General features: G+C 61.6%; 17 protein-coding genes. 2 read left to right on the top strand and 15 right to left on the bottom strand.

The features are described 5' to 3' along the window. Positions 1-2: 2 nt before the first annotated feature. From hemW to C9422_RS02760, 9 genes are all read right to left on the bottom strand, one after another. Positions 3-1,208 (bottom strand): radical SAM family heme chaperone HemW, encoded by a 1,206-nt coding sequence (gene hemW, locus C9422_RS02800; protein ID WP_116579632.1) that lies wholly within the window; start codon positions 1,206-1,208, stop codon positions 3-5. Next, complete coding sequence (gene rdgB / locus C9422_RS02795; RefSeq protein ID WP_007975395.1) at positions 1,205-1,801, bottom strand: RdgB/HAM1 family non-canonical purine NTP pyrophosphatase; 597 nt, start codon at positions 1,799-1,801, stop codon at positions 1,205-1,207. The genes hemW and rdgB overlap by 4 nt, the downstream gene beginning before the upstream one ends. Next, complete coding sequence (locus tag C9422_RS02790) at positions 1,798-2,232, bottom strand: DUF4426 domain-containing protein (protein WP_007975397.1); 435 nt, start codon at positions 2,230-2,232, stop codon at positions 1,798-1,800. Before C9422_RS02790 ends, rdgB begins: the two co-directional genes overlap by 4 nt. A gap of 26 nt (positions 2,233-2,258) precedes the next feature. After that, positions 2,259-2,879, bottom strand: coding sequence for a methionine biosynthesis protein MetW (gene metW, locus C9422_RS02785; protein WP_007975398.1), 621 nt, complete (start codon positions 2,877-2,879; stop codon positions 2,259-2,261). A gap of 7 nt (positions 2,880-2,886) precedes the next feature. Then, entirely contained in the window at positions 2,887-4,026 is a 1,140-nt protein-coding gene (locus C9422_RS02780; protein ID WP_015097209.1) for a homoserine O-acetyltransferase, read from the bottom strand. A gap of 199 nt (positions 4,027-4,225) precedes the next feature. Beyond that, the gene (locus tag C9422_RS02775; RefSeq protein ID WP_015097208.1) at positions 4,226-4,519 is read right to left on the bottom strand and encodes a DUF167 domain-containing protein; all 294 of its coding nucleotides are present in this window, start codon (positions 4,517-4,519) and stop codon (positions 4,226-4,228) included. A 4-nt stretch (positions 4,520-4,523) separates the two neighbouring features. Beyond that, a complete protein-coding gene (locus C9422_RS02770; RefSeq protein ID WP_007975402.1) occupies positions 4,524-5,114 on the bottom strand; it encodes a YggT family protein in 591 nt (196 codons plus the stop codon). Between the two features lie 10 nt (positions 5,115-5,124). Further along, positions 5,125-5,943 (bottom strand): pyrroline-5-carboxylate reductase, encoded by an 819-nt coding sequence (proC, locus tag C9422_RS02765; RefSeq protein WP_116579631.1) that lies wholly within the window; start codon positions 5,941-5,943, stop codon positions 5,125-5,127. Between the two features lie 35 nt (positions 5,944-5,978). After that, positions 5,979-6,665, bottom strand: a complete 687-nt coding sequence (locus C9422_RS02760) for a YggS family pyridoxal phosphate-dependent enzyme (protein WP_116579630.1) — start codon at positions 6,663-6,665, stop codon at positions 5,979-5,981. A 56-nt stretch (positions 6,666-6,721) separates the two neighbouring features. Here C9422_RS02760 and C9422_RS02755 point away from each other — a divergent pair, with 56 nt between their 5' ends. After that, complete coding sequence (locus C9422_RS02755; RefSeq protein ID WP_116579629.1) at positions 6,722-7,756, top strand: type IV pilus twitching motility protein PilT; 1,035 nt, start codon at positions 6,722-6,724, stop codon at positions 7,754-7,756. 133 nt (positions 7,757-7,889) lie between these two features. On the opposite strand, the gene C9422_RS02750 is transcribed toward C9422_RS02755, so the two are convergent. Further along, positions 7,890-8,510: a C40 family peptidase gene (locus tag C9422_RS02750; RefSeq protein ID WP_007975406.1), complete on the bottom strand. Its 621-nt coding sequence runs from the start codon at positions 8,508-8,510 to the stop codon at positions 7,890-7,892. A 251-nt stretch (positions 8,511-8,761) separates the two neighbouring features. On the opposite strand from C9422_RS02750, the gene C9422_RS02745 reads away from it, so the two are divergent. After that, positions 8,762-9,181 carry an NINE protein gene (locus tag C9422_RS02745; RefSeq protein ID WP_116579628.1) on the top strand — a complete coding sequence of 140 codons (420 nt, stop codon included), beginning with the start codon at positions 8,762-8,764 and terminating at the stop codon, positions 9,179-9,181. An 89-nt stretch (positions 9,182-9,270) separates the two neighbouring features. Here the strand turns inward: C9422_RS02745 and C9422_RS02740 are convergent, their stop codons facing one another. From C9422_RS02740 to C9422_RS02720, 5 genes are all read right to left on the bottom strand, one after another. Continuing rightward, positions 9,271-10,542, bottom strand: a complete 1,272-nt coding sequence (locus C9422_RS02740) for a dihydroorotase (RefSeq protein WP_102699956.1) — start codon at positions 10,540-10,542, stop codon at positions 9,271-9,273. Further along, a complete protein-coding gene (locus C9422_RS02735) occupies positions 10,539-11,558 on the bottom strand; it encodes an aspartate carbamoyltransferase catalytic subunit (protein ID WP_104450136.1) in 1,020 nt (339 codons plus the stop codon). The genes C9422_RS02740 and C9422_RS02735 overlap by 4 nt, the downstream gene beginning before the upstream one ends. Positions 11,559-11,585: 27 nt before the next feature. After that, the gene (gene pyrR / locus C9422_RS02730; RefSeq protein ID WP_015097201.1) at positions 11,586-12,089 is read right to left on the bottom strand and encodes a bifunctional pyr operon transcriptional regulator/uracil phosphoribosyltransferase PyrR; all 504 of its coding nucleotides are present in this window, start codon (positions 12,087-12,089) and stop codon (positions 11,586-11,588) included. A 79-nt stretch (positions 12,090-12,168) separates the two neighbouring features. After that, complete coding sequence (gene ruvX / locus C9422_RS02725; protein WP_007975412.1) at positions 12,169-12,606, bottom strand: Holliday junction resolvase RuvX; 438 nt, start codon at positions 12,604-12,606, stop codon at positions 12,169-12,171. Then, entirely contained in the window at positions 12,606-13,178 is a 573-nt protein-coding gene (locus C9422_RS02720; RefSeq protein ID WP_015097200.1) for a YqgE/AlgH family protein, read from the bottom strand. The genes ruvX and C9422_RS02720 overlap by 1 nt, the downstream gene beginning before the upstream one ends. Between the last annotated feature and the right edge of the window lie 121 nt (positions 13,179-13,299).

The following is a 13,299-nucleotide window of genomic DNA, read 5'->3' as shown; positions in this document are numbered from 1 at the left end:
CCTTATGTCAGAAATTTCTGCAGCAAGTCGTTGAGGAAGAGTTGTCCGCGCATCGTGGCTACCAGGCGTGACGGTTCGACCTGCAACAGGCCGCTTTGTTCGGCTTCACGGCGACCTTCAGCAAGGCTTTCCAGGGGCATGCCGGTACGTTCAGGGTACAGCCGCGATTCGACGCCTTCAGTCAGGCGCAGCGCGTTCATCAGGAATTCGAACGGCATTTCATCGTTGCCCAGCGCCTTCTCGCCGGCCCGGAAGCTTTTCGCCGGATTCAGGTAATCCTTCGGCAGGCGGGTTTTCCAGGTGCGGACAATGCGCCCGTCCGGGTGGCTGAGCTTGCCGTGGGCGCCGGCACCGATGCCGATGAAGTCGCCAAAACTCCAGTAATTGAGGTTGTGGCGCGCCGGGCGACCGGGCAGGGCATAGGCCGAGACTTCGTACTGTGCGTAACCGTGTTCGGCCAGCAGCGCTTGCCCGGCCTCCTGGATGTCCCACAGCGTGTCGTCTTCCGGCAGTGTCGGCGGCTGGTTCCAGAACACCGTGTTCGGTTCCAGGGTCAGTTGATACCACGACAGGTGTGTCGGTTTCAGGGCGATGGCTGTGCGCAGGTCGGCCAAGGCATCGTCCAGGGACTGATTCGGCAAGCCATGCATCAAGTCCAGGTTGAAGTTATCGAAACCGGCCTGCCGCGCCATGCCGGCGGCGCGTACGGCTTCGTCGCCGTTGTGAATCCGGCCCAGGGCCTGGAGTTTTTCCTGCTGGAAACTCTGGATGCCGATCGACAGGCGATTGATCCCCAGTTTCCGGTACGCCACGAACTTGTCTTGCTCGAACGTACCCGGATTGGCCTCCAGCGTGATTTCGATGTCGCTGGCAAAGGGGATGCGTTGTTCGACGCCTTTGAGCAGGCGACCCAGGGAATCGGCACTGAACAGGCTCGGCGTGCCGCCACCAAAGAAGATCGAACTCAATTCACGGCCATAGACGGCGTGCAGGTCCTGGTCGAGATCGGCCAGCAACGCGTCGACATACTCTTCTTCCGGCAGCACAGGGCTGGCGGTGTGGGAGTTGAAGTCGCAATAAGGGCATTTGCGCACACACCACGGGATGTGGATGTACAGCGCCAGGGGCGGCAACACAGGCAGTGCCGCCCGGGACGATGAAGCATCGCCGCCGAAGATCAGCGGCGACGCGGATGATTCACGGGTCATTTCAAGCCCAGACGCTGGCGCAGCAGATCCATTGCACGGGCGCGGTGGCTGATCTGGTTCTTGTCGGCAGGACTCAGTTCGGCGCTGGAGCAATCGCGCTCCGGCACCCAGAACAGCGGGTCGTAGCCAAAACCGTGTTCGCCGCTGGCCTGGGTCAGGATTCGCCCGTGCCACAAACCTTCGCAGAGGATCGGCAACGGATCGTCGGCGTGACGTACCAGTGCCAGCACGCAGACGAACTGCGCCCCGCGCTCGGCTTCAGGCACGTCTTTCAGCACGTCGAGGAGCTTGGCGTTGTTCGCCGCATCGCCCTTGCCGTCGGCATAACGCGCCGAGTAGATACCCGGCGCACCGCCGAGGAAGTCCACGGCCAGCCCGGAATCGTCGGCCAGTGCCGGCAATCCGGAAATGCGTGCGGCATTACGGGCCTTGAGGATGGCGTTCTCGACGAACGACAGGCCGGTTTCCTCAGGCTCGACGCTGCTGAACTCGCCGATCGAGCGCAGATGCACCGACTCGCCGAGCATGGCCTGGAGTTCCTTGAGTTTGCCGGCGTTATGGCTGGCCAATACGAGTTGCGTGAAGTTGATCATTGGCCAGGGAAGAGCTCTTGGTTGAAATTGATGGTGTTGATTTTGTCACCGGTCTGCACCTTGATGTCGAAGGTGCGGACTTCCTGCTGATCCACCGGATATTGCGCGATGTAGTAGATCGCGCCTTGTTCGGTGATCTGTTTGAACTGCAGTGGCACCGTCTGGCTGGTCAGGTCTTTGACCGAACCGCTCACCTGGGCCATCAGTGGCTTGCCTTCCTTGAGCACCGAGATGTTGATCACGCCCTGGTTCTTGCTGCGGATCAGTTCGGCGGACTTGGCAATGTCCGGGGTCAGGTAGGTGGAGTTGAAGGTGTTGTAGTGCACCGTCACGTCGCCGAAGGTTTCCTGGCGCTCGCCCTTGATGGCTTCGGCGCCCATGGCGGTGACGCTCAGGCAGGCAGTGAGTAGAAACAAAGCAAGACGACCCATGATCGTTCTCCTTGAAATAGGGTGGATCAGACCGCGACCTTGTGGTCGGAAAGTCCCGGACTGCTGACGCGGTAGATTCCGATCTCACCTAACAGATTAGGCCATAGCTTACTGGCCCACCCGTGCCGATGCTGTTGATCCACGGCAAGCCGATCAATGACCTTCGCTTCACGTTCGCGACACAAGGCTTCAAAGTCCGCGAAGGTGCAGAAGTGGATGTTCGGCGTGTTGTACCAGGTGTACGGCAGGAACTCGGAAACCGGCATCCGACCCTTGCTCGCCAGGTACCAGCGGCAGCGCCAGTGACCGAAATTGGGGAAGGTGATGATGCACTGACGGCCCACGCGCAGCATTTCTTCGAGGATCTTGTCCGGGTAGTGCACTGCTTGCAGCGCCTGGGTCATGACCACGATGTCGAAACTGTTGCTGGCGAAGTTGCCCAGGCCCTTGTCCAGGTCCTGTTCGATGACGTTGATGCCCTTGGCCACGCACTCGGCGATGTTGTCGGCGTCGTTTTCCAGGCCATAACCGGTGACTTGCTTGTTGTCGCGCAGCCAGGTCAGCAGTTCGCCATCGCCGCACCCGAGGTCGAGCACGCGGCTGCCGGCGGGGATCCATTCCTGGATGATTTCCAGATCAGCTCTCATGGCTTTCTCACAGCGTAATGCGGTTCATGTAATTGCCGAATGCCTGCAGGTAGCGCGGGATCGGAATCAGGAAGGCGTCGTGGCCTTGCGGTGCGTCGATCTCCAGGTAGCAGACGTCCTTGCGCGCGGCCATCAGCGCGTCCACCAGCTCTCGCGAGCGGGCAGGGGAGAAGCGCCAGTCGGTGGTGAACGACATCACACAGAACTTGGCTTTGGCGCCTTCGAAGGTTTTCGCCAGGTTATCGTCGAAGTTCGCCGCCGGATCGAAGTAATCGAGTGCCTTGGTCATCAACAGGTACGTGTTGGCGTCGAAGCGCCCGGAGAACTCTTCGCCCTGATAGCGCAGGTAGCTTTCAACCTGGAACTCGACACTGTGGAAGTCGTAGTTGAGCTTTTCGCTCTTCAGGCCACGGCCGAATTTCTCGCCCATGGAGTCGTCCGACAGGTAGGTGATGTGCCCGACCATCCGCGCCAGCATCAGGCCGCGCTTGGGGATCACGCCCTGTTCCTGGAACGAACCGCCGTGGAATTCAGGGTCGGTGAGGATCGCCTGGCGCGCCACTTCGTTGAACGCGATGTTCTGTGCCGACAGCTTGGGTGCCGAGGCGATGGCCAGGCAGTGACGGATGCGGTCGGGGTAGGTGATGCTCCATTGCATCGCTTGCATGCCACCGAGGCTGCCGCCGATCACGGCCGCGAATTGGGCGATGCCGAGGCGATCGGCCAGGCGCGCCTGACTGTGCACCCAATCTTCGACGGTCAATACCGGGAAATCGGCGCCGAACGGCTTGCCGGTGTCCGGGTTGATGCTGCTCGGGCCGGTGGAGCCGTTGCAGCCACCGAGGTTGTTCAGGCTGACCACGAAGAACTTGTTGGTGTCGATCGGCTTGCCGGGGCCGATGCAGCTGTCCCACCAACCGGGTTTGCGGTCGTCGGCGCTGTGGTAGCCGGCAGCATGGTGGTGTCCGGACAAGGCGTGGCAGATCAGCACGGCATTGCTCGCCGTGGCGTTGAGCGTACCGTAGGTTTCGTAGATCAGGTCATAGGCCGGGAGCGAACGACCACAGGCCAAAGCCAGCGGCTCGCTGAAGTGCGCCACTTGCGGCGTCACCAGACCAACAGAATCGGGGGGAAAGGCAGCTGGCATCGACCCTGCTCTCATTGAAATGAGGCGTAAGTCTAAAGACCGCTGGGGTTAGCGGCAAGCAAAGGCCGGGCCTGATTTCTTTCAGTAAGACCGAGGTGCCTCATTCGCGAGCAAGTCGGATCGCCGCACCGCCGCTCCCACATATGAACGCATTCCAATGTGGGAGCGGGCTTGCTCGCGAATGAGGCACCTCGGTGGATCAGGCTGGACGCACCAGATCAGGCAAGTCCGGCAACTTCTTCGGCGAGCAAATGCGCACCCGCTTCTGCCGGTTCAACTCGCCACTGATCAAACTGACCTGGCTCTTGGACACGCCAAAGGCCTTGGCCAGAAACGCCATCAGATACGCGTTGGCCTTGCCCTCGACTGGCGGCGCGGTCAGGCGGATCTTCAGGCGATCACCGTGCAGCCCGGCGAAGTCGTCGCTACGGGCTGCCGGTTGCAGGTGACACTCCAGAATCAGGTCGTCACCGTCCCAGCGAAACCAGCTCACCGGGTCAGATCAATACGCGGAGGATTTGCGGCATCATGGTCAAGGCGGCGAGGTTGTTGATCACCAGCATGTCGATCAGTTTGATCGCCAGGAACGCAAAGATCGGCGAGAGATCAAGTCCACCCAGGTTCGGCAGGAACTTGCGGAACGGCGCCAGGGCCGGCTCGCAGACGTCGTTCACCAGTTCGGCGCCAGGGTTATGGCTGCCCGGTGCGACCCAGGACAGGATCACACTGATGATCAGGGCAAAGAAGAAGATGTTCAGGAATAGCGCGGTCACACCGATGATCGACCAGATCAGCAGTTGCAGCGGATTGCCGGTGGTGCCGTAGGTCAGCAATAGGGTCAGGGCCATCAGGGCCAGTTGCACCAGGATCGCCAGCACCAGCGAGGACATGTCCAGGCCGAACACGCTCGGGATGATCCGGCGCAGCGGCTTGAGCAGCGGCTGGGTGGCCTTGACGATGAACTGGCAGATCGGGTTGTAGAAGTTCGCCCGCACCAGTTGCAGCACGAAGCGCATCAGCACGATCAGCAGGTACAGGCTGCCGAGGGTTTGCAGCACGTAGACCGCTGCGGTGTTCAATCCAATCATGAAAAGCTCCTTATTGGCCCAGTTGTTCGGCCATCTCGGCCGAGCGATGCGCAGCAGCGCCGAGTGCTTTTTCGACCAGGGCTTCAAAACCATTGGCCTGGAACGACTTGATTGCAGCTTCCGTGGTGCCCGCAGGGGAGGTGACACGGCGGCGCAGTTCGGCCGCGTCGACGTCGCTGGAGACCGCCATGTGCGCGGCGCCCAAGGCGGTCTGCAAGGTCAGTTGCGCGGCGATGTCCGCCGGCAGGCCCAGTTTCACGCCGGCGGCGGTCATGGCCTCGATCAGCAGGAAGAAATACGCCGGGCCCGAGCCGGAAACGGCGGTGACGGCATCCAGTTGCTGCTCTTCATTGAGCCATAAGGCGATGCCGACCGCGGACAGCAGCTCCTGGGCTTGCTGGCGCTGTTCGGCGCTCACTTGGGCTGTTGCGAACAAACCGCTCACGCCCTGACGCAGTAGCGCCGGGGTGTTGGGCATGCAGCGCACGATCGGCTGGGCGCCAAGCCAGTTGTTCATGCTGGCGCAGGTGATGCCTGCGGCAATCGACACCACCAGTTGATGGGGCTTGAGGCTTGGGCGAATCGCTTCGCACACGGCTTTCATCGCCTGCGGCTTGACCGCAAGGACGACGACGTCGGCGCCTTCGATGGCCTGGGCGTTGTCGGCGAAGGTTTCGATGCCGTGTTCAACGCTCACGCGGGCGCGGGTTTCTTCGCCCGGATCGCTGGCGCGGATCTGGGCGGCTTCCAGACCCTTGGCCCGCAGGCCGCCGATCAGGCTGGCGGCCATGTTGCCGGCACCGATAAAGGCAATACGCGTCTTGCTCATGTCAGGTCCTTATAAAGAAGAGAGTCGGTCATGGGTTATGGCCGATCGTAATCACGGGCGCCAAACAGGGCCGTACCGATACGGACCCAGGTGGCGCCCTGGGCAATGGCCGACTCAAGGTCGTGGCTCATGCCCATGGAAAGTGTGTCGAGTGGCAGGTTCAGGCTGGCTTGCAGGCTTTGCACGGCCGCAAACGCGGCGTCCTGGGCGGCGCGATCTTCAGTCGGCTCAGGGATGGCCATCAGCCCGCGCAACGTCAGGCGCGGCAGGGCGCTGATGGCACTGGCCAGGGCCGGCAGGTCGGCCGGGGTGCAGCCGGACTTGCTGGCTTCACCGCTGACGTTGACCTGAATGCAGATATTCAGGGGCGGCAAATCGGCAGGACGTTGTTCGGACAGGCGTTGCGCGATTTTCAGACGATCCACGGAATGCACCCAGTCGAAGTGCTCGGCGATAGCACGAGTCTTGTTCGATTGAATGGGGCCGATGAAGTGCCAGATCAAGGGCAGGTCGGCCAGTTCAAGCTGTTTGCCCAGGGCTTCCTGCAGGTAGTTCTCGCCAAAGTCGCGCAGGCCGGCGGTGTAGGCTTCACGCAGGTCCTGTGCAGGTTTGGTCTTGCTCACCGCCAGCAGATGGACGCTGTTTTCGGCGCGATTGGCGGCAAGTGTTGCGGCATGGATGCGCGAACTAACTTCGAGAATGTTGTCTGCTATGGTGGACATCAAGAGGCGCCAGCGGTCTGAAGGTTCGCGGCATTCTACTGGAATTGAGAGGCGCTATGGATATCACTGAGCTGCTGGCGTTCAGCGCCAAACAGGGGGCATCGGACCTGCATTTGTCTGCTGGCCTGCCACCGATGATTCGGGTGGATGGCGATGTGCGGCGCATCAACCTGCCGGCTTTGGACCACCAACAGGTGCAGGCGCTGATCGGTGCCATCATGAACGACACCCAGCGGCTGGACTTTGAGAAGCATCTGGAAATCGACTTTTCCTTTGACGTGCCCGGTGTGGCGCGTTTTCGGGCCAATGCGTTCAATCAGAGCCGTGGCGCGGGTGCGGTGTTTCGCACCATACCGGCGAAAGTGCAGAGCATGGACGAGCTGGGCATGGGAGAGGTGTTTCGCAAAATGACCGACGCTCCCCGGGGCCTGGTGCTGGTGACCGGCCCGACCGGTTCCGGAAAATCCACCACGCTGGCGGCGATGATCGATTACCTCAATAACCATCGCCATCATCACATCCTCACCATTGAAGACCCTATCGAGTTTGTCCACGAGCCGCGCAAGTGCCTGATCAACCAGCGTGAGGTCCACCGCGATACCCGCAGCTTCGCCACGGCCCTGCGCTCGGCGTTGCGGGAGGACCCGGACGTGATTCTGGTGGGGGAGATGCGCGATCTGGAAACCATACGCCTGGCGTTGACCGCCGCCGAAACCGGCCATCTGGTGTTCGGCACGCTGCACACCACGTCGGCGGCGAAGACCATTGACCGGGTGGTGGACGTGTTTCCGGGGGACGAGAAGTCAATGGTGCGCTCGATGCTCTCCGAGTCGCTGTTGGCGGTGGTGTCCCAGACGCTGATGAAGAAGGTCGGCGGCGGACGCATCGCGGCCCACGAAATCATGCTGGGGACGTCGGCGATCCGCAACCTGATCCGCGAGGACAAGGTGGCGCAGATGTACTCGGCGATTCAGTCGGGAGGGGCGTTGGGCATGCAGACGCTGGATATGTGCTTGAAGGATTTGGTGACCAGGGGGTTGATCAGTCGTGATCATGCGCGGGAGAAAGCGCGGTCGCCGGATAACTTGTGAGGATTGCAATGCTACCTGTGGCGAGGGAGCTTGCTCCCGTTGGGTTGCGAAGCAGCCCCAAAAAAGCCGGGAGCGCTACGCACTCCAGCGGGAGCAAGCTCCCTCGCCACAAGTGTTCGCTATCAGGTGTGCATCAGCGCTGAACAACCCGCATCTGATTCGGTTCTTTCGGCAGAACCCGCTTGGCAACCACGTAGTGGTTTTCCCAGTACGGTTTTTTCAAGGTGTCGATGCTCACCGACTTGCCGCGACGTGGCGCGTGGATGAAACGGTCGTTGCCCAGGTAAATGGCGACGTGATTGACCCGGCGGCTCTTGATGTTGAAGAAAATCAGGTCGCCCGGCTTCAGGTCGTTGCGATCGACTTTCTCCCCATGACCGCTGGCCATGGCGTTGGAGGTGCGTGGCAGGTCGAACGTGGCGTCGTTGAACGCGTATTTCACCAGGCCGCTGCAATCGAAGCCTTTGCTTGGGCTGCTGCCGCCCCAACGATAGGGAGTGCCAAGGACGTTCACGGCGCGGCTCAGCACGTCGCTGCTTTCCTTGGTGCCCATCGGTGGAACCAGGCCGCTTTTGCTGCTGGCCAGGCTTGGAGCATATTTGGCGGATTTCTTGTCTTTGCTCGAAGGAGCAGAGACATGGGATTTTGGGGTGTAACCATTAACGTTAGGAAGACGTTGCTCACGATTGGTGGCGTGGGCGGCCAGTGGCATCAAAAGGCAAATGGTTAGCCATGTCTTGAAAAATGAACGCATTAGGCAAGGCTCTTAATAAGTTAGCGCGCAACTTTATAACAGCTTTTTTGCCGCTTCCGAGGCCGTTGGTCGATTCAACCTGGGGGACAATGGTGGCAAAAAAGCGGCAAAATGGCGCAATTGTCGGACAGAAGTCCGGTGTTACAAGGCTTTGACGGGAGTGAAGGTAGCATTTGCCATACGTCGGGTGCCTGTAAAAAAGTCACAAAGAATTAAAGAATATTTATCTATCGCGTGAATCGAGGTCATTCATGAACCCCTATCAACAGACTTTTCCGCAGCAAGACACCCACAGCAAAGTGATCGGTTATTTGCTGTGGATTTTCGGATTTACCGGCGCTCACCGCTTCTATTACGGCAAGCCGGTGACCGGGACGATCTGGTTCTTCACCTTTGGTTTGCTGGGCATCGGCTGGCTGATCGACCTGTTCCTGATCCCGGCGATGGATCGCGAGGCTGACCTGCGGTTTACCGCGGGGCCTATCGAATACAACGTGGCGTGGATTCTGCTGACGTTTCTCGGGGTGTTCGGTGTGCACCGGATGTATCAGGGGAAATGGATCAGCGGGCTGCTGTACCTGCTCACCGGCGGGTTGTTCTTTCTCGGGGTGCTGTATGACTTCTGGACGTTGAATGACCAGGTTTCCGTGCGTAACGCGCAGCGTCGATAAGCAAAGAGCAAAAGATCGCAGCCTGCGGCAGCTCCTACACAGGAATATGCATTTCCCTGTAGGGGCTGCCGCAGGCTGCGATCTTTTTTTCAAGCCTGGTGGCTGATCCGCCCGTCCACCAGGGTGTAACGCACCACACCCGGCAGGCTGTGGCCAATGAACGGGCAGTTCTCGCCCTTCGACAACCAGGTTTCGCCCGCGACGGTCGAGGCCGCCGGGTCGAACAGCACGATGTCCGCAGCACCACCCACTGCCAGTTTGCCTGCCGGCAGGCGCAAGGCCTCGGCAGGGCCGGCGCTCAGGCGTTTCAGCAACGTCGGCAAGTCCAGCAAGCCGTCTTCGACCAGGGTCATCGCCAGTGGCAATAGCAGTTCAACGCTGCTGATGCCCGGCTCGGTGGCGCCGAACGGTGCCAGCTTGGCGTCACGCTCATGGGGTTGGTGATGGCTGGAGATGGCCGAGATCACGCCGGATTTCACCGCTGCGCGCAGGCCATCGCGGTCGGCGCGGGTGCGTAGCGGCGGCTGGACGTGATACAGGCTGCTGAAGTCGATCAGGGCTTCGTCGGTCAGGATCAGCTGGTACAGGGCGACATCCGCGGTCACCTTCAGGCCCCGGGCCTGGGCCTGGGCGATCAGTTCCACACCGCGGGCACTGGTGAGCTGGCTGAAGTGCGCACGCACGCCGGTCTGTTCAACCAGCAGCAGGTCCCGGGCCAGGGCGACGGTTTCGGCGCTTTCCGGGATGCCCGGCAAGCCAAGGAAACTGGCGGTCGGGCCTTCGTGAGCCAGGCCACCTTCGGCCAGGTCGTGATCCTGGGAGTTGAAAATCACCGTGAGGTCGAACGTTGCCGCGTAGTCCAGCGCCCGGCACAGGGTGCGGGTGTTGCGGAAACTCTCCAGGCCGTTGCCGAAGGCCACGCAACCGGCGTCGCGCAAGGCAACCAGCTCGGCCAGTTGCTCACCGTCCAGGCCTTTGCTCAGGGCGCCAATCGGGAAGACTTTGGTGTTACCGGCCTCACGGGCGCGGTCGAGGATCAGTTCGGCCACCGCCGAGGTGTCCAGCACCGGTTTGGTCTTCGGCGGGCAGCACAGGCTGGTCACGCCGCCAGCCGCCGCCGCGCGGGTTTCGCTGACAATCGAGCCTTTGCGGCTGTAACCCGGCTCGCGCAGGGCAACGTTGAGGTCGACCAGGCCGGGAGCGGCCACCAGGCCTTTGGCGTCGATTGTGTCGACGGCGACAAAACCGGCGGGCGCCGCGCCAAGGGCGACGACTTTGCAGGCTTCAATGTGGATATCGGTCACTTGATCCAGGCCGCTGGCCGGATCGATCACGCGGGCGCCGAGAATGCTGAGCTTCACTGTGCGTTCTCCTGTTCGAATTGGCCCTGCTCGAATTGACGCTGCGCAGTCTGCCCGCTCATGGCCATGGACAGCACGGCCATACGAATGGCGATCCCGTAGGTCACCTGGTTGAGGATCACCGAGTGTGGGCCGTCGGCCACTGCCGACTCGATTTCCACGCCGCGGTTGATCGGCCCCGGGTGCATCACGATGGCATCGGGTTTGGCGCCGGCCAGGCGCGCGGTGGTCAGGCCAAACAGGCGGTAGAACTCGCCTTCGCTCGGTAGCAGGCCGCCGGTCATGCGTTCACGCTGCAGACGCAACATGATCACCACGTCGACGTCCTTCAGGCCTTCGGTCATGTCGGTGTAGACCTTCACGCCGTATTGCTCGATGCCGATCGGCAGCAGGGTCTTCGGTGCGATCACGCGAATGTCCGGGCAACCGAGGGTTTTCAGGGCCAGCATGTTCGAGCGCGCTACCCGCGAGTGCAGGATGTCGCCGACGATGGCCACCGAAAGGTTTTCGAAGCCGCCCTTGTGCCGGCGAATGGTCAGCATGTCGAGCATGCCCTGGGTCGGGTGCGCGTGCCGGCCGTCACCACCGTTGATGATCGCCACTTGCGGGCAGACATGTTCGGCGATGAAGTGCGCGGCGCCGGAATCACCGTGGCGCACGACGAACATGTCGGCGGCCATGGCTTCCAGGTTGCGCAGGGTGTCGAGCAGGGTCTCGCCCTTGCTCGCCGACGACGTGGACACGTTGAGGGTGATCACGTCCGCCGAGAGCCGCTGGGCCGCCAGTTCGAAGGTGGTGCGGGTACGGGTCGAGTTCTCGAAGAACACATTGCACACGGTCTTGCCGCGCAGCAACGGGACTTTTTTCACGGCCCGGGCGCCGACCTCAAGAAAGGAGTCGGCGGTGTCGAGGATTTCCGTCAACAGCTCACGGCGCAAACCGTCGAGCGAGAGGAAGTGGCGCAGCTGGCCCTGATCATTGAGCTGCAGCGGGCGCTTGGTGTCTAGAGGCGTCATCGCAAGGGGGACTCTCAATAGGGCGAATTAAAGGGCGAGGTCTTGCAGTTCGAGCGCGAGTTCCGGGCCGGACAGCTTCACCCGTTCGTGGGCGGCCAGCGACAGGGTCGCGCCCACCACGTTCGGGCGGATCGGCAGTTCGCCGGCGTCCAGGTCCAGCAGGCACACCAGCGTCACGCTGGCCGGGCGGCCGTAGTCGAACAGTTCGTTCATGGCGGCGCGGATGGTCCGGCCGCTCATCAGCACGTCGTCGATCAGCACCAGGTGCTGGCCTTCGATCTCGAACGGCAGCGCCGAAGGGCGAACCTGCGGGTGCAGGCCGTTCTGGCTGAAATCGTCGCGGTAGAAGGACACGTCGAGGGTGCCGAGGGGCTCATTGCTGCCCAGTTCCTTGAGCAGGGCCTGGGCCACCCAGACGCCGCCGGTACGAATGCCGATGAAACGCGGGTCGCTGATGCCACGGTGTTCCAGGTGGGCCTTCAGGCGCGTGGCCATCTGGCTGATCAGTTCGGCGGGATTGGGCAGGCTCATGGTTGCTCCTTCTTGGGCCCGAGCCGGGTTTCACGCGAGGTGGCTCGGGTTGTAGCTAAGAGAGACGCATCGCGGCTCTTCAGGATTCGAACAGTGCGCCATTTTCGTCGAGCCAGCCTTGCAGCAGCAGGGCGGCGGCGATGGCGTCGACCGGGTTGTCGCGGTAACTGCCTTTCTGGCCGCCACGAGCCAGGCGTTCGCCCTTGGCCTCGAAGGTGGTCAGGCGTTCATCGTGGGTATAGAAGGGCAGGTTGAAGCGGCCGTTCAGGCGCCGGGCGAACTTTTCCGCGCGGGCGCACATGTCGCTGGGCGTGCCGTCCATGTTCAGCGGCAGGCCGACCACCACGGCATCGGGTTTCCACTCTTTGATGAGGGCTTCGACCTGGTTCCAGTCAGGAATGCCGTTCTGCGCTTTCAGGGTGCACAGCTCACGGGCCTGGCCGGTAATCACCTGGCCGACCGCAACGCCGATCTGTTTGGTGCCGTAGTCAAAACCCAGAATCAGCTTCAGGGCCATCAGGCGTGCCCCGCCTGGCTGGTCAGCAGGCTGAGGTTGACACCCAGGTGTCTGGCGGCCGCTTCCAGGCGAAGTTCGCTGCTGGTGTTGAACAGGATGTCGGCGTCAAACGGGCAGTTCAGCCAGGCGTTCTGCGCCAGTTCGGCCTCCAGTTGCCCGGCTTCCCAGCCGGCATAACCGAGGGCGATCAGGCTTTTTGCCGGGCCGACGCCGTCAGCGATGGCGAACAGGACGTCCTGGGACGTCGACAGGGACAACTCATCTTCCAGATCAACGGTCGCCTGGAAACTCTGCCCCTTGGGGTGAAGGACGAAGCCGCGATCGGTTTGCACCGGGCCGCCGATGAAGATCGGCACATGCTGGCAGAGCGCTGGCGGTTCGATTTCCGGGCGTAATTGCTCAAGGATATCGGCCAGGTTCAGCTCTTGCGGACGGTTGACCACCAGCCCCATGGCACCATTGGCCGTGTGCTCGACGATGTAGGTCAAGGTGTGCGCAAAGTTCGGGTCGGCCATGTGCGGCATGGCGATCAGGAATTGATGCTTGAGGTAGCTGGGGCTGACGTTTTTCATGTGCGCTAGTGTGGCGTTCGAGGGGCGAACTGACAAGCTTGAGAGCGCCAAAAGATCGCAGCCTTCGGCAGCTCCTACAGGGTGAATGTGTACATCTGTAGGAGCTGCCGAAGGCTGCGAT

It is taken from the genome of Pseudomonas sp. B1(2018) (assembly GCF_003097365.1).
GTDB lineage: Bacteria > Pseudomonadota > Gammaproteobacteria > Pseudomonadales > Pseudomonadaceae > Aquipseudomonas > Aquipseudomonas laurylsulfatiphila.
Note: the sequence above shows the minus strand (reverse complement) of the source record. Positions and strands in the feature narration are given on the sequence as shown.